This is a genomic window from Roseobacter phycocola (assembly GCF_042055075.2).
In the GTDB taxonomy this organism is placed as follows: Bacteria; Pseudomonadota; Alphaproteobacteria; order Rhodobacterales; family Rhodobacteraceae; genus Roseobacter.
The window spans coordinates 429,310-445,210 of the sequence record NZ_CP194010.1 but is presented as its reverse complement, the minus strand read 5'-3'; the positions used below and the strand labels follow the sequence as shown (position 1 = coordinate 445,210).

Annotated in this window: 18 protein-coding genes; 16 read left to right on the top strand and 2 right to left on the bottom strand. The window is 60.7% G+C overall.

The window, feature by feature from the left end; translation table 11 throughout:
- Positions 1 to 311 precede the first annotated feature (311 nt).
- Entirely contained in the window at positions 312 to 2,228 is a 1,917-nt protein-coding gene (locus tag AB4K19_RS02340) for an AsmA family protein (protein WP_375230349.1), read from the bottom strand.
- A gap of 63 nt (positions 2,229 to 2,291) precedes the next feature.
- Here AB4K19_RS02340 and rimO point away from each other — a divergent pair, with 63 nt between their 5' ends.
- The 4 genes from rimO (at position 2,292) to AB4K19_RS02320 (ending at position 4,879) form a co-directional block, all read left to right on the top strand.
- Entirely contained in the window at positions 2,292 to 3,665 is a 1,374-nt protein-coding gene (gene rimO, locus AB4K19_RS02335) for a 30S ribosomal protein S12 methylthiotransferase RimO (RefSeq protein WP_436398914.1), read from the top strand.
- Positions 3,666 to 3,733: 68 nt separating this feature from the next.
- Positions 3,734 to 3,976 (top strand): CDGSH iron-sulfur domain-containing protein, encoded by a 243-nt coding sequence (locus tag AB4K19_RS02330; RefSeq protein ID WP_375230348.1) that lies wholly within the window; start codon positions 3,734 to 3,736, stop codon positions 3,974 to 3,976.
- A gap of 99 nt (positions 3,977 to 4,075) precedes the next feature.
- Complete coding sequence (locus AB4K19_RS02325; protein ID WP_436398912.1) at positions 4,076 to 4,426, top strand: hypothetical protein; 351 nt, start codon at positions 4,076 to 4,078, stop codon at positions 4,424 to 4,426.
- A 54-nt stretch (positions 4,427 to 4,480) separates the two neighbouring features.
- On the top strand, positions 4,481 to 4,879 hold the full coding sequence (locus AB4K19_RS02320) for a thiol-disulfide oxidoreductase DCC family protein (RefSeq protein ID WP_375230347.1): 399 nt from the start codon (positions 4,481 to 4,483) through the stop codon (positions 4,877 to 4,879).
- Positions 4,880 to 4,884: 5 nt separating this feature from the next.
- On the opposite strand, the gene AB4K19_RS02315 is transcribed toward AB4K19_RS02320, so the two are convergent.
- Entirely contained in the window at positions 4,885 to 5,613 is a 729-nt protein-coding gene (locus AB4K19_RS02315; RefSeq protein WP_375230346.1) for a M48 family metallopeptidase, read from the bottom strand.
- A 124-nt stretch (positions 5,614 to 5,737) separates the two neighbouring features.
- On the opposite strand from AB4K19_RS02315, the gene AB4K19_RS02310 reads away from it, so the two are divergent.
- The 12 genes from AB4K19_RS02310 (at position 5,738) to AB4K19_RS02255 (ending at position 15,892) form a co-directional block, all read left to right on the top strand.
- Positions 5,738 to 5,965, top strand: coding sequence for a hypothetical protein (locus tag AB4K19_RS02310; protein ID WP_375230345.1), 228 nt, complete (start codon positions 5,738 to 5,740; stop codon positions 5,963 to 5,965).
- A gap of 60 nt (positions 5,966 to 6,025) precedes the next feature.
- Positions 6,026 to 6,892 carry a branched-chain amino acid aminotransferase gene (locus AB4K19_RS02305; protein WP_375230344.1) on the top strand — a complete coding sequence of 289 codons (867 nt, stop codon included), beginning with the start codon at positions 6,026 to 6,028 and terminating at the stop codon, positions 6,890 to 6,892.
- 108 nt (positions 6,893 to 7,000) lie between these two features.
- Positions 7,001 to 7,456, top strand: a complete 456-nt coding sequence (locus AB4K19_RS02300) for a universal stress protein (RefSeq protein WP_375230343.1) — start codon at positions 7,001 to 7,003, stop codon at positions 7,454 to 7,456.
- Positions 7,457 to 7,575: 119 nt separating this feature from the next.
- Positions 7,576 to 8,139 (top strand): NifU family protein, encoded by a 564-nt coding sequence (locus AB4K19_RS02295; RefSeq protein WP_375230342.1) that lies wholly within the window; start codon positions 7,576 to 7,578, stop codon positions 8,137 to 8,139.
- Positions 8,140 to 8,177: 38 nt separating this feature from the next.
- Positions 8,178 to 8,855, top strand: a complete 678-nt coding sequence (gene tsaB / locus AB4K19_RS02290; RefSeq protein ID WP_436398909.1) for a tRNA (adenosine(37)-N6)-threonylcarbamoyltransferase complex dimerization subunit type 1 TsaB — start codon at positions 8,178 to 8,180, stop codon at positions 8,853 to 8,855.
- 11 nt (positions 8,856 to 8,866) lie between these two features.
- Positions 8,867 to 9,271 (top strand): GNAT family N-acetyltransferase, encoded by a 405-nt coding sequence (locus AB4K19_RS02285; RefSeq protein WP_436398907.1) that lies wholly within the window; start codon positions 8,867 to 8,869, stop codon positions 9,269 to 9,271.
- 147 nt (positions 9,272 to 9,418) lie between these two features.
- Positions 9,419 to 10,414 (top strand): BMP family lipoprotein, encoded by a 996-nt coding sequence (locus AB4K19_RS02280; RefSeq protein WP_375230338.1) that lies wholly within the window; start codon positions 9,419 to 9,421, stop codon positions 10,412 to 10,414.
- Between the two features lie 130 nt (positions 10,415 to 10,544).
- The gene (locus tag AB4K19_RS02275; protein ID WP_436398905.1) at positions 10,545 to 12,065 is read left to right on the top strand and encodes an ABC transporter ATP-binding protein; all 1,521 of its coding nucleotides are present in this window, start codon (positions 10,545 to 10,547) and stop codon (positions 12,063 to 12,065) included.
- Positions 12,066 to 12,068: 3 nt separating this feature from the next.
- Complete coding sequence (locus tag AB4K19_RS02270; RefSeq protein WP_375230337.1) at positions 12,069 to 13,163, top strand: ABC transporter permease; 1,095 nt, start codon at positions 12,069 to 12,071, stop codon at positions 13,161 to 13,163.
- On the top strand, positions 13,163 to 14,131 hold the full coding sequence (locus AB4K19_RS02265) for an ABC transporter permease (RefSeq protein WP_436398903.1): 969 nt from the start codon (positions 13,163 to 13,165) through the stop codon (positions 14,129 to 14,131). The genes AB4K19_RS02270 and AB4K19_RS02265 overlap by 1 nt, the downstream gene beginning before the upstream one ends.
- A gap of 91 nt (positions 14,132 to 14,222) precedes the next feature.
- Positions 14,223 to 15,134: a sulfite exporter TauE/SafE family protein gene (locus tag AB4K19_RS02260; RefSeq protein WP_375230336.1), complete on the top strand. Its 912-nt coding sequence runs from the start codon at positions 14,223 to 14,225 to the stop codon at positions 15,132 to 15,134.
- Entirely contained in the window at positions 15,134 to 15,892 is a 759-nt protein-coding gene (locus tag AB4K19_RS02255) for a TIGR02186 family protein (RefSeq protein WP_375230335.1), read from the top strand. The genes AB4K19_RS02260 and AB4K19_RS02255 overlap by 1 nt, the downstream gene beginning before the upstream one ends.
- Positions 15,893 to 15,901 lie beyond the last annotated feature (9 nt).

Genomic DNA, 15,901 nt, shown 5'->3' with positions numbered 1-15,901 from the left:
CCTGGTGCGCCGATACCGAAAAATATAACTCCCCTGCGCGCATTGTCAGCAAGCTTGAGGCGCGCGCCAGCAGTGGCGGTACTCCTGGCGGGCCGGCCATCAAGGAGGTGGTCACCGGAAACGTTGCGCGGGTCGTTCTGGACAACGGCGCATGGGGTCTGGTGCAGGCGTCCTCAAACACGCCGAACCTCGTTGTGGTCTGCGAAAGCCCGGGAAGCGCAGCGGAACTGCGCGCTGTATTCGCTGATCTGGGCGCGATCATCCGCACGGAGCCCGGTGTCGGAGATTACGACCAGACGTTCTGACGCGTTTCAGTCGAACAGGCTGCGCAGCTTGTCCTTCACCTTGTCTTTTGCGGCATCCTCCAGCGACTGGCCCGCGTCATCGAGTTTCTCGTTGATCTTTTCGCGCGCCTTGGCTTCGAGCTCTTCTTTTTCCTGCTGCAGCCGGAAATCCACAGCCGCTTCAAGATCCGGCCTGATTGAGACGTCAGACCATGGCCCGCGGAAACGCACCGGTATCGCGATCCCCTGACCGCTGTTGGCGCGCAAGGCGACTGGCGTAAACGTATAATCCACGTTCTGAGCGCCAATCCCCACAACGCCTTCACCGGACGCACGGTAGTTCTTGAGCTGCAGCAGCAGGTCCCGGTTATCCAGAACACCGCCCGCAATCTTCCAGGATCCTGTCAGGCTGTCAAAAATGGTTGTGCCGCCGCTGGCGTCACCTGACCGCATCAGCCGGTCCAGGTTGATGCCCTCGATGGTGCCCTGACCGATACTGAGGCCGCCATCACCGGACAGGGACCGCATGATAGCGTCCACCGACGCACCCGAGCCCAGAAAACTGATGTTCATGTTGCCCAGACCCGTCAGCCGGTCGAGACCGATCGCGTCGCGCAGGACCGACTGCATCTGGATCGAGGCGGCATTCAGAGCACCGCCAACTGACAGGCCGTTGCGGTTGTTGATCACAAACTGACCGGTGACATTGCCGTCATAGGCCGCAACTTCGCGCAGTTCGAATACCATGCGCGAATTATCATTGCTCAGAACCGTACGTGTCCGGCCAAGTTTGAAGGTACCCAGATCAATGCTCTGCGCACTCAGAGCGATATCACCGTTGAAAGCCGCCAGTCCGCTGGCATCAATGGTGTCTTTCGGCCAGCCTCCCGATGCCGGCGCCGCGTTGCCGGAACCGCCGCCGCCGCCAGACGCGGAATCATCCCCCAGATCGCTGAGATCCAGCGGGCCCGCGTCAAGCTGTGCGTTTACCTGCGGCACGCCATTGAGCGAGACATCCACGCCGCCCGTCAGGCGGTTCCCCCCAAGATCAACAATCAGGTCCCGCAGGGAAAGCTGCCTGTCCGCCGTGAGGGTCAGATCAGTGGTCAGATCAATGCTGCTCCCGAGCTTTGCCGGCAGATCGACTGCCGGAAGACCCAGCGCGGCAAGAAAGGCTCCCGTATCCGGTGTTTTCAGTCCAAGAGCACCTGCGACCTCTCCGGCTGTGCTGGCCCGGCCGTCCAGCGACAGCGAGGCGTCACCGGCCGCCACCGAGAGAACGATATTCTGCACGTTGCCGGTGATGAACCCGGCAAATCCGTCAATCGCCGCCTCGACATTCACCGCTTCATTTGCCGGGCGCAGCGTTGCCCGGATGTCCGCAGGACCCAGACGTTCCGGCCAGTCCAGTGTCAGGTCGACACCGGAATAGGACACAAGATCACTGCCTTCGGCGTCGTAAACCAGCTGCGCGTCCGTGATGCTCACCCGTTCGATACTGATCGGCCGCGCCTCGCGCGCGGGGCTGGTGGTTGTCTCGATCTCAGCATCCCCACTGGCATCCGTGAACTGCCAGCTGGCCCGTCCGTCCAGTTTCTGCTCCAGACGTATCGTCGGGCTTTGCGCCTCGATGTTGGTGATGCGGATTTCGCCGCGCAGCAGTGCCGCTGCATCGACACCAATCGCCGCATTGGCCGCCTGCAGCATCGGTCCCTGCTCTGACCAGTCGGCATTGCCCACCTCGAGCCCCGACGCACGGACCCCAAGGACAGGCCAGAAGGTCAGCGCAATATCGCCGTTTATGGCCACGTCACGACCGGTCACCGTGCGCAGCTGGTCGGTTGCAATGCGCGCGATCCGTTCTGCCGGCAAAAAGAAAACGGCACCAACAAGGAGTATGACCAGTACGACCACAACCCCCAGAATTCTGAAAACCCACTTCATTGCCTGCTCCTCACCGCGTTACCGCCCTTTCCGATGGGCACCACATGCACTATAGCCCGGGACATGAGCACCAACCCACCCGACCTGCGCCCCGACATTGCCCCCCGCGCCCGGCTGAACGACCCGGTACGTGACGGACAGCCGACCATCGGGATGGTCAGTCTGGGCTGTCCCAAAGCGCTTGTCGACAGCGAGCGTATCCTGACGCGACTGCGTGCCGAAGGCTATGGGATCTCTCCTGATTATGCGGGGGCAGATGCGGTCATTGTCAACACCTGCGGCTTCCTCGACAGCGCAAAAGCTGAAAGCCTGTCTGCCATTGGTGAGGCGCTGACGGAAAACGGTCGCGTGATTGTGACCGGCTGCCTCGGAGCAGAACCTGAATACATCACCGGCACGCACCCGCGTGTTCTGGCCGTGACGGGGCCGCATCAGTACGAACAGGTTCTGGATGCGGTGCATGAGGCGGTACCACCCAGCCCGGATCCCTTTGTTGATCTGCTGCCCGCGAGCGGTGTCAGCCTGACACCCCGTCATTTCAGTTATCTCAAGATATCAGAGGGCTGCAATCACAAGTGCAAGTTCTGCATCATCCCTGATATGCGCGGGCGCCTGGCCAGCCGGCCAGCCCATGCGATTGTTCGGGAGGCGGAAAAGCTGGTCGAGAACGGCGTGCGTGAACTGCTGGTGATCAGCCAGGACACGTCAGCCTACGGGGTCGACATCCGGCATGCCGAAGAGCGCGGACACCGCGCGCATATTACCGATCTCGCGCGTGATCTTGGATCGCTGGGGGCCTGGGTGCGCCTGCACTATGTCTATCCCTATCCACATGTCCGGCAGTTGATCCCCCTGATGGCCGACGGCCTGGTCCTGCCTTATCTGGACATCCCCTTCCAGCACGCCCACCCGGATGTGCTGCGCCGGATGGCACGGCCAGCGGCGGCGGCCCGGACGCTCGATGAAATTGCGGCCTGGCGCGATGTCTGCCCGGACCTCGCACTGCGCTCGACATTTATTGTGGGCTATCCCGGCGAAACCGAGGCGGAGTTTCAGACGCTGCTCGACTGGCTGGACGAAGCACAGCTCGACCGCGTGGGGTGCTTTCAGTACGAGAACGTCGAGGGGGCGCGGTCCAACGCGCTGCCCGACCACGTTCCTGATGACGTGAAACAGGACCGGTGGGAACGTTTCATGGAAAAAGCGCAGGGCATCTCGGAGGCAAAACTCGCAGCGAAAGTCGGCCGGACGATCGACGTGATCGTGGATGAGGTTGATGATGAGGCCGCAACCTGCCGCACCAAAGCCGACGCACCGGAAATCGATGGAAACCTCTTTATTGACGAGGGGTTCGAAACGCTGTCACCCGGCGATATCGTGAGGGTACAGGTGGACGAAGCAGGCGAATATGATCTGTGGGGCGCTCTGAGCTCCTGAGTTGCAGGGCCTTGCCGGACGCGCCCCGCGCACCAGGTCTGGAGCATCAGACAAACGCGGAGGCACAGATGACGGAAACACCAAAAATCGCCAAAAAGGGGCCCTACCCGGTCGATGTAACGGCCGGAAAATCGTATTTCTGGTGCACCTGTGGACGTTCCGCCAATCAGCCGTTCTGTGACGGATCGCACAAGGACACCGGGTTTTCCCCGATGAAATATGAAGCCGAAAAAGACGGAAAGGTCTTTTTCTGCGGCTGTAAGGCAACCGGCAGATCGCCGCTGTGCGACGGATCGCATAACAGGCTCTGATCCCGACGACCTGCGACAGGAAAAACTGAAGACATCAGCAGACCCGTTGAAAATGTTCCCGTTATGTTCTATATTAACAGATCATGAACGGAGGCTGACATGTCTTATCATCCCGCCCTGCCCGGCCTGTTGACACCGGAACAGCCGGCATTGCCCTTCGAGGTGCCTCAGCCAGGCAGCGAGAAACAGATCCGGTACGCGGAATCCCTGGCGCGGCGCAGGGGAACCCGGCTGCCCCGCGGCATCACGGCTGACCGCCGCAAGCTCTCGGAATGGATAGACCGCAACAAAACGGCAGCGCCCGGCGGGCGGTTTTCCCAATATCCGTCCTCGCGGCAGGTCGCCTTTGCCGAGCGGATCGCGCGTGTCCGGCGCAGGGAGATTCCCCGGGAATGCTTCAGGGACAAGGGCCTTATGTCGGGCTGGATCGACAGCAACAAACCGCGCTGAGCAATTCGTCGCAGGGCTCTGGCGATAAGCGCCGGTGACACTAGCTTGCACGGCATGAGTGAGGAACAGCAGCCCGGCCAGACATCCGCTGAAACGTCAGTGCTGTACAATGACGCCTGCCCGGTATGCCGGAAAGAGATCCGGCACTATGCCGGGATTTCTGAAAAAGACGCCCTTCTCATTCGCTACGACGATCTCAATGATATCGCGCTGCTGGCCGAATGGGGTATTTCCGCCGACCTTGCCGCGCGGCGTCTGCACGTGCGCAAAAATGGTGAACTGCTGGATGGCATTCCGGCCTTCATCGCGTTGTGGCAGGAAATCCCCCGGTACCGCTGGCTGGCCCGTCTGGTCGGCCTGCCGGGTGTCAGGACACTCGCAACGTTTGTCTATGACTACATCCTTGCTCCCGCCCTTTACCGCCGGCATCTGAAGCGCACGTCAGACCGCTGAACGGTTCAGAGACCAGCTGCCGTTCTGCGCACAATGTCGATGCGCTGTGCGTTTGGCGGGTGCGTGCCTAGAAAACGGTCCCCGGGGTCAGGGATACGCGAAAAGAACTTTGCGCCACGGACAGGATCATACCCGGCGCGGGCCGCGATGACGGTGCCCAGCGCATCAGCCTCCAGCTCGAAGTCCTTGGAGAAGGACCGCGCGCCCACCGCAGCGCCGGTGCGCCGCGCCTCCTGAACGGCCGTCGGGTCTCCGCCCAGCAGGACAGCAAGGCCGGTTGCAACGACTGCACCTGCAGCAGCATTCTGCTGCTGGCGGGGGATGTGGCCACGGATATGATGCGCGGCCTCATGGCCCATGACAAAGGCCAGTTCATCCCGGTTTCGTGCATCCTCAATCAGCGCCAGTGTGAAGGCAATCACCGGACGGCCGGATTTGTCGATGGTCTGGAACGCATTGGCAGGTGCATTGGGCTGCTCAATGACCACGATCAGAAAATCACAGTTCACGCGCTGCGTCCGCGCCCTGCATTCACGTTCAGCAACCGGCTCCACCGTGCGGACTACCCGGGCAAAGGCCGAACCCGCAGAAGCCGGAACAGCGCTTACCGCCGACGTGGAACGCGGTGCAGCTGCTGCGCTATCCGGTGTCGTGCGGACCGGACCGGATGTTGTGGTCACCTGACAGCCTGCCAGAACCACAGCCATCGCAAACGTTGAAACTTTCCTGATCATCGGAAACAGCCTCGCACCCCTGAAAACAACTTTCGACATTTTAGCGCCTGTGCGCGCGGGCGCCACCCTGCACACACAGTTTTGTGACCCTTGCAAAGAACCGCGCATGGCTTAGGCTGGCGTCATGTTTACCATCGAGCACGAATTTGATGCGACCGTCGTCACCCTGGTTGATGATGGTGCGGCCCCGCTGCAGGAGGATGTCACGGTGCATGCAACCGAGAGCGCAATCCTGCTGAACCAGTATGATCCGCGCACCGACCGGATGGTTTCGGTCAGGTTGTCGCCGGAGCAGTGGCGTGACCTGAACGCTGCGCTGAACCTGCCGGAGGGCGTCTACCGCGCGGACTGAATTGTTGACCCTGCGGACACGCGGTGATGTAACTCACGAAGAGTTTCAGGGAGTGCACACATGAGCATCGGCAGCAATATCGTCACATGGTTTGAGAACCGATGGCACCGCGATGATGTCGCTATCATGCGCGCCGCTGACCACGGCAGCTGGCTTGGGACGAGCGTTTTCGACGGTGCGCGCTTTTTTGCGGGCCGCACACCCGACCTGCTGGCACATTGCGAACGCGTGAACCATTCCGCACGGGCACTGATGATCACGCCAACAGTAGAAGCTGCAGAGATGGTCGACATCATACGAGACGGCCTGCGCCATTATGGATCCGACGACGCGGTTTACATCCGGCCGATGTACTGGGCCATTCACGGCGATGCGACGGCCATCGTACCGAATGCAGATGCAACGGGCTTTGCGATCTGCCTTGAGCAGATTCCGATGGCACCGGCAGATGCGTCAACCACGCTGGCACGTACCCGGTTCCGCCGTCCGGTGCTGGAAGACAATGTCGTCAACGCCAAGGCCGGATGTCTTTACCCGAACAACGCGCGCATGCTGACCGAAGTGCGCGCGCGCGGATTTGGCAATGCTCTGGTGGCGGACGCCATGGGCAACGTCGCAGAATCGGCCACGGCCAATGTTTTTATGGTGCGCGACGGTGAGGTTTTCACCCCGATTGCGAATGGGACGTTCCTGGCGGGTATTACGCGCGCCCGGCACATCTCGAACCTTGCTGCCGATGGAACCGAAGTGCACCAGCGGGTTCTGACATTTGCCGACTTTGAAGAAGCCGACGAGGTCTTTCTGACCGGCAATATGTCAAAAATCACACCGGTCACCGCCTTTGAAGACCGTCAGTATCAGATCGGGCCGGTCGCCCGGCGCCTGCGCGAGATGTATTGGGACTGGGCTGCGACAGATACCCCGTAAGGCCAGCAGACCGGCGGGTACAGGGCCAGATGGGCTCAACCGGAAGTTTGCGATTGCGCGCTCATCGCTCAGGGGTCATGATCTGCGCAAACAGGGGGGCGTTTTAAGATGCGCAAATTTCTCGTTATTCTCGACGACAGCCGCGAATGCCTCAATGCAATGCGTTTTGCTGCAATGCGGGCATCGCATACTGGCGGCGGCGTCGAAGTGCTTGCTGTTATCCCACCTGATGAGTTCAACCACTGGATCGGTGTCGGTGAGATGATGCGCGAGGAAGCGCGCGAACGCATCCAAGTGCACTACGAAGTGTTCGCAAAATGGATGCGGGACCGGCAGGGTATTGAACCGGAACTGGTGATCCGAGAGGGCACGCCGGTTGATGAGATCATGGCCCAGATCCGCGAAGATGAGGAAATCGGTGTGCTGGTTCTGGGTGCCGGCACCGATAAAAAGGGCCCCGGCCCGCTGGTGACACAGCTGACGCGCAATGCCGGTGGCCTGCCGATCCCGATCACAATTGTTCCGGGCGATCTGAGCAAGGAAAAGCTCGAAGCGATCACCTGATCCCGAGAGCAGGGCCGGCGCGGCATACCTCCGCGTCAGCGCACAGATTAGAATCGTTCCAAACCTTGACTCGGCCCGGCCCGGTCCGCATATCTGACGAACACTCCAGGAGAGAACCGATGTTTATCCAGACCGAATCCACACCGAACCCCGCGACGCTGAAGTTTCTGCCCGGCCAGACTGTTCTGGAAATGGGAACCGCAGATTTCCCGACAGCTGACACGGCGGACAAATCACCGCTGGCGACCCGCGTTTTCGCGGTAGAGGGCGTGACGGGTGTGTTTTTCGGCAATGATTTCGTGACCGTGACCAAGGCGGACGCTGTGGACTGGGATCACATCAAACCGGCACTGCTCGGGGCGATCATGGAGCATTTCCAGTCCGGTCAGCCGGTGATGGCAGGTGATCACACACCGGAATCCGGACATGCAGAGCATTCCGGCGAAGATGGCGCGATCGTCAACCAGATCAAAGAGCTTCTGGACAGCCGTGTACGCCCTGCCGTGGCTCAGGATGGCGGCGACATCACCTTTCACGGGTTTGATCGTGGGGTGGTGTACCTGCACATGCAGGGTGCCTGCGCCGGTTGCCCGTCTTCAACGCTGACGCTGAAAATGGGTATCGAAAACCTGCTGCGCCACTACATTCCGGAAGTCACCGAAGTCCGCCCGGTCGCGACCTGAGCGCCATTGTGCGGCTCTGATTGAGGCAACAGGACGACATGCCGGGTGATCCAGAGGACAGAACCGATGCGCCGCTGGTCATCGCCTTTGACACGTCGTCCGCACATGTGACCGGTGCCGTGCTGCAGGGCGAAACTGTTCTGGCCCAAGCGCATGAAGAGATGGCCAAAGGCCAGGCAGAGCGCCTGATGGGGTTTTGCCAGGAACTTCTGGACACCGCCGGCCTGCGTATCGAAGATATTGATCTGGTGGCCACCGGCACGGGCCCGGGCAATTTCACCGGCATTCGTATCTCTGTCTCCGCGGCGAGGGGCCTCGCACTCGGTCTCGGCATACCGGCCATTGGTGTGAGCATACTCGAAGCACAGGCATTCGGACTGACGGGTCCGGTCATCTCAACTCTCGATGGCCGACGGGAGACGATTTACCTGCAGATGCTGCAGACGGATGTTCCCATTGCGCCGATGCTGTGTGATCTGGACACACTGCCGGAACTGCCAGACGGCATTTCCCCCGCCTGCGTCGGATTCCGCTCGGGCGACGTGGCCGAACGCCTGTCCGGACGCAGTACTGCTTCGCGTTTCCCGGTCGCTGAGGCCATCGGGCGCTGTGCGATGAAACGGCTGCACCTGGATAATCCGCGCCCTGCCCCTCTCTACATCCGGCCAGCTGATGCCGCACCGGCACGCGATACAGCACCGGTGATCCTGACGTGACACCCGCAGAGATGAGCCGGATTCACGCTCTGAGCTTTCCTGACGAACGGGGCTGGACCACAGATGAATTCACAACGCTGCTGGCCCCGGCGCATGTCTTTGCCGTGTCGGAACCCCAGGGCTTTGCCGTAATCCGCGATGTTGCCGGCGAGGCGGAACTTCTGACGCTGGCCGTGCACCCCGACCACCGGCGTCAGGGCATCGCAGACCGCCTGATGACCCGCTGGATGCATGCCTGCACCGCCACCGAGGCCTTTCTGGAGGTGGCTGCAGACAATCATCCGGCCATCGCCCTCTACACAAGGCACAGATTCGCAGAGGCCGGGCGCCGCAAGGCCTATTATGCCCGCCCCGGTCGGCCCGCAGCAGATGCGTTGCTGATGAGAGCGGCGCTGACCCCCCGTAAGATGGCCTGAAGCGGGTCTTTTCGGGCAAAAACCGGTTGACCCTGCCAGCCGGAAAGGTCCTAATTTGGCGAGGATCAGATAACCTCTGCTCAATCCGGGCCGCGCGGGACATTTCAACGCTGCGACGGCCCCAAACATAACCTGGGAGACACCTGAATGACCCTTTTTAACAAACTTCTCGGCGCATCCGCCGCGCTGGCACTGTCCGCAGGCGCCGCGCTGGCAGATCCTGCGCTGATCTTTGATCTTGGCGGCAAATTCGACAAATCGTTCAACGAAGCCGCCTTTAACGGCGCTACCCGCTGGGCCGAAGAAACCGGCGAGAGCTTCCGCGAAATCGAACTGCAGTCCGAAGCGCAGCGCGAGCAGGCACTGCGCCGTTTTGCCGAAGCCGGTTCCAACCCGATCGTCATGGCGGGTTTCGCATTCGGTGACGCCCTGGGTCAGGTGGCCGCCGACTATCCGGACACAAGCTTTGTCATCATCGACATGGTTGTGGATGCACCGAACGTGCGTTCCGTTGTGTTCAACGAGCACGAGGGCTCCTACCTGGTTGGCATGATGGCGGCAAAAGCCTCCTCTTCCGGCACTGTCGGTTTCATCGGTGGTATGGACATTCCGCTGATCCGTAAATTCGCCTGCGGCTATGCGCAGGGCGTAAAAGCGGTGAACCCAGATGCGACGGTTATTGCCAATATGACCGGCACGACGCCTGCGGCCTGGAATGACCCGGTTAAGGGTTCTGAACTGACAAAAGCACAGATCAGCCAGGGCGCTGATGTGGTGTATGCTGCCGCTGGCGGTACCGGCGTGGGCGTTTTGCAGACCGCAGCCGACGAAGGCATTCTGTCCATCGGTGTGGACAGCAACCAGAACTACCTGCACCCGGGTAAGGTTCTGACTTCCATGATGAAACGGGTCGACAACGCCGTTTTTGATGCCTTCTCTGACGGTCCGGGCCTCGAGACCGGCTTCCAGGTTATGGGTCTGGCGAACGGTGGCGTCGGTTACGCGATGGACGAGAACAACGCGTCCCTCGTCAGCACCGAAATGCAGGCCAGTGTCGATGACGCAGCGGCTAAAATCGCCGCGGGCGAAGTGTCGGTGCACGACTACATGTCCGACGACAGCTGCCCGGCTCTGAACTTCTGAGCCAGCTGAAGAGCATCCGGGCCGCGCAGCAACTGACGCTGCGCGGCCCACTGCAACAATAAGAAGCCCCGGGCCAGGCGGGACAAATCCGCCGGCCGGACAAGGGCTTCACGGGAACGGACATCGCACCATGACAGCCCCCGCTATTGAGCTTAAAGGCATTTCAAAAGCCTTCGGTCCGGTTCAGGCGAACAAAGACATCTCCATCCGCGTTATGCCGGGAACAATCCACGGCATCATCGGCGAAAACGGCGCAGGCAAATCAACGCTGATGTCCATCCTGTACGGCTTCTACAAAGCCGACAAAGGTGAAATTTTCATCGCCGGCGACAAGACCGAAATCCCGGACAGCCAGGCGGCGATCGCGGCGGGGATCGGCATGGTTTTCCAGCACTTCAAGCTGGTAGAGAACTTCACCGTTCTGGAAAATATCATCCTTGGCGCGGAGGATGGCGGTCTGCTGCGCCCCTCGCTCGCCAAGGCGCGCAAAACCCTGCTGGAACTGGAACACGAATACGGGCTGAACGTTGATCCGGACGCGGTGATCGAAGATCTGGGCGTTGGCATGCAGCAGCGCGTGGAGATCCTCAAGGCGCTCTACCGGCAGGCGGAAATCCTCATTCTTGACGAGCCCACCGGTGTGCTGACACCCGCAGAGGCCGACCAGCTGTTCCGCATTCTCAGCCGCCTGCGCGAAGAAGGCAAAACCATCATCCTGATTACGCACAAACTGCGCGAAATAATGGAAGCCACCGACACCGTCAGCGTGATGCGGCGGGGAGAGATGACCGCGACTGTCAAGACAGCGGATACCTCGCCTGCAGAGCTGGCCGAGCTGATGGTGGGTCGTAAGGTCCTCCTGCGCGTGGATAAAAAGCCCGCAATGCCCGGTGATGTCGTCCTGGACGTCAAAGGGCTGCGGGTTATCGATGATCAGAAAGTGGAGCGCCTCAAGGGCATCGATCTGCAGGTCCGCGCAGGCGAAATCGTCGGCATTGCCGGGGTCGCCGGAAACGGCCAGTCTGAGCTCCTGGAAGTTCTGGGCGGCTACGCGGACGGCACCGGGCAGGCCTCGCTGAACGGTCAGCCGCTGGACTTGAGTGGCAGGAATTCGGATGGACGGTCCCGGCGCGGGCGCGGCATCGGTCACGTGCCCGAAGACCGCCAGCGTGAAGGTCTGATTATGGATTTCTCCGCCTGGGAGAACACCGCATTCGGTTATCACCGCTCAGACGCCTATCAGTCTGGTCTGCTGCTGAATAACCAGGCGATCCGGAATGACACCGCGGAGAAGATGGCGCGTTTTGACGTGCGCCCACCCAACCCTGCGCTGGCTGGCAAGAACTTCTCCGGTGGCAACCAGCAAAAGATTGTGCTGGCGCGCGAGATTGAACGGAACCCGGATCTGCTGCTGATCGGTCAGCCGACGCGCGGTGTGGACATCGGCGCGATCGAATTCATTCACCAGCAGATCGTGGCGCTGCGCGATCAGGGCAAGGCCATTCTGCTGGTCTCCGTAGAGCTGGAAGAAATCCTGGCGCTTGCGGACCGGGTCGCTGTCATGTTTGACGGGCATATTATGGGGGAACGTCTGTCGTCGGAGACAGACGAGAAAGAACTGGGACTGCTGATGGCAGGTGTGGGGAGCTGACACATGGATGTGATGCCTAAATGGGCCGAGGTCATCCTCGTGCCGCTGATCTCGCTGATCCTTGCCGCGATCCTGTCCGCGCTCGTGATCCTTGCCATCGGCGAAGACCCGGTTGAGGCGGTCAACCTGATGATAACCGGTGCTCTGGGCAGCACTTATGGCTGGGGCTACACCCTTTATTACGCTACAAATTTCCTCTTTACCGGTCTTGCGGTGTCGGTGGCTTTCCACGCCGGGCTGTTCAACATCGGTGGCGAAGGTCAGGCGATGCTGGGCGGCCTGGGTGTCGCACTCGCCTGCCTGCTGATCCCCTGGCCACACTGGACCCTGGCGCTGGTCGCCGCAACTGTGGCCGCCGGATTGTTTGGTGCTGCCTGGGCTGCCATTCCGGCGTTTTTGCAGGCCAAACGCGGCAGCCACATCGTGATCACCACGATCATGTTCAATTTCATCGCGGCGGCCGTTCTGAACTACGTACTTGTCAATCTGATGCGCCCGCCAGGCAGTATGGACCCGGCCACCGCGCGCTTTCCCGAAGCGGTGCACCTGCCGACTTTGCACGACATCCTAGGCGTCGTTGGCATCAGCTTTTCCAAGGCAGCACCGGCCAATGTTACCTTCCTGATTGCTGTCGTCGCCTGTGTGCTGGTCTGGCTGCTGCTGTGGCGGACATGGCTCGGTTACGAAATCCGCAGCTACGGCAAGTCCGAGCCGGCGGCCCGATATGCCGGCATCTCGCCTGTCGCGATCACCATGATCGCCATGCTGATTTCAGGCGCCCTCGCCGGCATGATGGCCATCAACAATGTCATGGGCGAAGCCGAGCGTCTTGTTCTGAACGCGGTTGAAGGCGCGGGCTTTATCGGCATTGCCGTGGCGCTCATGGGGCGGAGCCATCCGTTCGGGGTCTTTCTGGCCGCAATTCTCTTTGGGTTTCTCTATCAGGGCGGGGCAGAGCTGGCGCTCTGGACCTCTATCCCACGCGAGCTGATCGTGGTCATTCAGGCGCTGGTGATCCTCTTCACCGGTGCACTCGACAATATGGTCAGAATGCCGCTTGAACGGCTGTTCCTGATGCTGCGGCGGGGAGATGCCTGATGGATTTTCTGACGCTGATCCAGCTGCTCGACAGTACTGTCCGGCTTGCGACACCGCTGCTTTTGGCCTGCCTTGCCGGGCTCTTTTCCGAACGCGCGGGCATCTTTGATATCGGCCTTGAAGGCAAAATGCTCGCTGCGGCATTCTTTTCAGCAGCCGTCGCGGCGCTAAGCGGATCGGTCTGGATAGGGCTCGCCGCCGGGATCGCGTCTTCGGTTGCGCTCAGCGGGCTGCACGGGCTTGCCTCGATCACGTTCCGCGGCAACCAGCTCATCTCGGGTGTAGCGATCAACTTTCTGGCCGCGGGCCTGACCGTCCTGATCGCGCAGGACTGGTTCAGCCAGGGCGGCAGAACGCCGTCGCTCATGGGGGGCGCACGGTTTGAACCGGTCACTCTTCCCTTTGCTGAAGCACTTTCCGGCGTTCCGTTTCTGGGACCGATCTACGCCGAGCTGATTTCCGGCCATTCCGTGCTGGTCTACATCGCCTTTGCGACGGTTCCGCTCACGTGGTGGATTCTGTACCGGACCCGTTTTGGTCTGCGCCTGCGTGCTGTCGGCGAAAACCCGGCGGCGGTCGATACGGCGGGCGTTTCGGTGATCGGCCTTCGGTATGCGGCGGTTGTCATCTGCGGCGTGCTCTGCGGGATAGCAGGAGCGTACCTCTCCACCGCTCTGCAGGCCGGATTTGTCAAAGACATGTCGGCCGGACGCGGGTTCATTGCTCTCGCAGCTCTGATCTTTGCCAAATGGCGCCCCTGGTATGCGCTTTGGGCGACCCTGCTTTTTGGCCTCTTTGGCGCGCTGGAAACCCGCCCGGACGTGATCCAGTCGATGATCGGGATCAAGGTTCAGGGCCAGCTTCTGGGGGCGTTGCCCTATATTATGACGGTTATTATTCTGGCCGGATTTGTCGGCAAAGCCATCCCGCCGCGCGCGGGAGGCGACCCATATGTGAAGGAACGGTGACGTAAGTCCAGTTTCGCGATTGCATCGGTCCTGTTTGCTGCACAGCAGCAGGACCCATTGATTTTGACAGCAGCGGGGCCTAACAGAGGTCATGCAAATCTACCTTCCTATCGCCGAAGTATCGGTCAACGCCTTTCTTTTGCTGGGCCTTGGTGGGATTGTGGGCATTCTCTCAGGCATGTTTGGTGTGGGCGGCGGCTTTCTGATGACGCCGCTTCTGTTCTTTATCGGCATCCCTCCGGCGGTCGCGGTTGCCACAGAAGCCAACCAGATCGTTGCTTCGTCTTTTTCCGGCGTACTCGCGCACCTGAAGCGAAAGACGGTGGATCTCAGGATGGGCACCGTGCTGCTCATTGGTGGTCTTGTGGGTGCGGCCCTGGGTGTGGTGGTATTCAACTACCTCAAAGCACAGGGCCAGGTCGATCTGCTGGTCAAGCTTTGCTACGTTGTGTTCCTCGGGATCATCGGCGGGCTGATGTTCTTCGAAAGCCTGCGCGCCATCCGCAACACCAAAAGCGGCAAGCCGCCCGCACGCAAGAAGCACAACTGGATCCACGGCCTGCCGTTCAAGATGCGGTTCCGCGTGTCCGGCCTCTATATATCGGTGATCCCACCACTGCTCGTCGGTGTATCTGTCGGCATCCTCGCCGCGATCATGGGCGTCGGTGGCGGCTTTATCATGGTCCCCGCGATGATTTATCTGCTGGGCATGCCCACAAAAGTCGTTGTCGGCACATCGCTCTTTCAGATTATTTTCGTGACGGCCTTCACCACGATGCTGCACGCCACGACCAACTTCACGGTTGATGTTGTGCTGGCGGTCCTGCTGCTTGTTGGCGGGGTCATCGGCGCGCAGATCGGCACGCGGATCGGTGTGAAACTGAAGGCAGAGCAACTGCGCATTTTGCTCGCCATCATGGTGCTCGCGGTCTGTGCCAAGCTGGCGCTTGATCTGCTGATCATGCCTTCCGAGCTGTATTCGATCGGCGAGGCAGGCCACTGATGCGGTTCATTGCTGCCATACTGGTATGCCTCTCGGCCCTGCCCGCCCTGGCGGAAGAAGTCGTGCTGGGGCTCAGCAAGGATACCGTCTCCATCGACACCAGTTTCGACGGGTCTGAAATCCTGATCTTTGGCGCCGTAAAACGCGAAGCGCCAATCCCGGACGATCCGCGTCTCCAGGTTATCGTAACCGTCGCAGGACCGGACGAAACGATGACTGTCCGGCGCAAGGAAAAACGCTTTGGGATCTGGGTCAACACGGACGCGGTCGAAATCGACAGCGCGCCGAGTTTTTACGCTGTCTCAACCAGCACGGCCCTTGGCCTTTCGCTCAGTGACACCGAAGATCTGCGTCACCGCGTGTCTATCCCCCGGGCCATCCGGTCGGTTGGTGCGCCTGACACGATTGAGAACGCCGCGACCTTCACGGACGCGCTGATCCGGATCAAATCCGCCTCCAATCAGTATCAGCTGAACGAAGGCACGATCAGCGTCGACGCTCAGACACTCTTCAGGACGGCCATTGAACTGCCGGCGGCCCTGACCGAGGGCGATTACGACACGCGCATTTTCCTGACGCGGGGCGGTGAAGTGATCTCGAAATACGAGACCAGCATTTATGTGCGCAAAGTCGGCCTTGAACGCTGGCTCTACAAACTGTCGCGTGAAAATGCGTTGATGTACGGCCTGATGTCACTCGCTATTGCCATTGGCGCCGGCTGGTCCGCCTCCGCTGTCTTCCGCCTGTTCAGGGCCTGATCCGAAGCG

Excerpts from the sequence above, each read along its gene's own strand:
- AB4K19_RS02325 (WP_436398912.1), top strand. The coding sequence starts at position 4,076 with ATGTCTTATCATCCCGCCCTGCCCGGCCTGTTGACACCGGAACAGCCG.
- AB4K19_RS02275 (WP_436398905.1), top strand. The coding sequence starts at position 10,545 with ATGACAGCCCCCGCTATTGAGCTTAAAGGCATTTCAAAAGCCTTCGGT.
- AB4K19_RS02270 (WP_375230337.1), top strand. The coding sequence starts at position 12,069 with ATGGATGTGATGCCTAAATGGGCCGAGGTCATCCTCGTGCCGCTGATC.
- AB4K19_RS02295 (WP_375230342.1), top strand. The coding sequence starts at position 7,576 with ATGTTTATCCAGACCGAATCCACACCGAACCCCGCGACGCTGAAGTTT.
- AB4K19_RS02285 (WP_436398907.1), top strand. The coding sequence starts at position 8,867 with ATGAGCCGGATTCACGCTCTGAGCTTTCCTGACGAACGGGGCTGGACC.
- AB4K19_RS02280 (WP_375230338.1), top strand. The coding sequence starts at position 9,419 with ATGACCCTTTTTAACAAACTTCTCGGCGCATCCGCCGCGCTGGCACTG.
- tsaB (WP_436398909.1), top strand. The coding sequence starts at position 8,178 with ATGCCGGGTGATCCAGAGGACAGAACCGATGCGCCGCTGGTCATCGCC.
- AB4K19_RS02265 (WP_436398903.1), top strand. The coding sequence starts at position 13,163 with ATGGATTTTCTGACGCTGATCCAGCTGCTCGACAGTACTGTCCGGCTT.
- AB4K19_RS02255 (WP_375230335.1), top strand. The coding sequence starts at position 15,134 with ATGCGGTTCATTGCTGCCATACTGGTATGCCTCTCGGCCCTGCCCGCC.
- AB4K19_RS02320 (WP_375230347.1), top strand. The coding sequence starts at position 4,481 with ATGAGTGAGGAACAGCAGCCCGGCCAGACATCCGCTGAAACGTCAGTG.
- AB4K19_RS02315 (WP_375230346.1), bottom strand. The coding sequence starts at position 5,613 with ATGATCAGGAAAGTTTCAACGTTTGCGATGGCTGTGGTTCTGGCAGGC.
- AB4K19_RS02340 (WP_375230349.1), bottom strand. The coding sequence starts at position 2,228 with ATGAAGTGGGTTTTCAGAATTCTGGGGGTTGTGGTCGTACTGGTCATA.
- AB4K19_RS02310 (WP_375230345.1), top strand. The coding sequence starts at position 5,738 with ATGTTTACCATCGAGCACGAATTTGATGCGACCGTCGTCACCCTGGTT.
- AB4K19_RS02305 (WP_375230344.1), top strand. The coding sequence starts at position 6,026 with ATGAGCATCGGCAGCAATATCGTCACATGGTTTGAGAACCGATGGCAC.
- rimO (WP_436398914.1), top strand. The coding sequence starts at position 2,292 with ATGAGCACCAACCCACCCGACCTGCGCCCCGACATTGCCCCCCGCGCC.
- AB4K19_RS02260 (WP_375230336.1), top strand. The coding sequence starts at position 14,223 with ATGCAAATCTACCTTCCTATCGCCGAAGTATCGGTCAACGCCTTTCTT.
- AB4K19_RS02300 (WP_375230343.1), top strand. The coding sequence starts at position 7,001 with ATGCGCAAATTTCTCGTTATTCTCGACGACAGCCGCGAATGCCTCAAT.
- AB4K19_RS02330 (WP_375230348.1), top strand. The coding sequence starts at position 3,734 with ATGACGGAAACACCAAAAATCGCCAAAAAGGGGCCCTACCCGGTCGAT.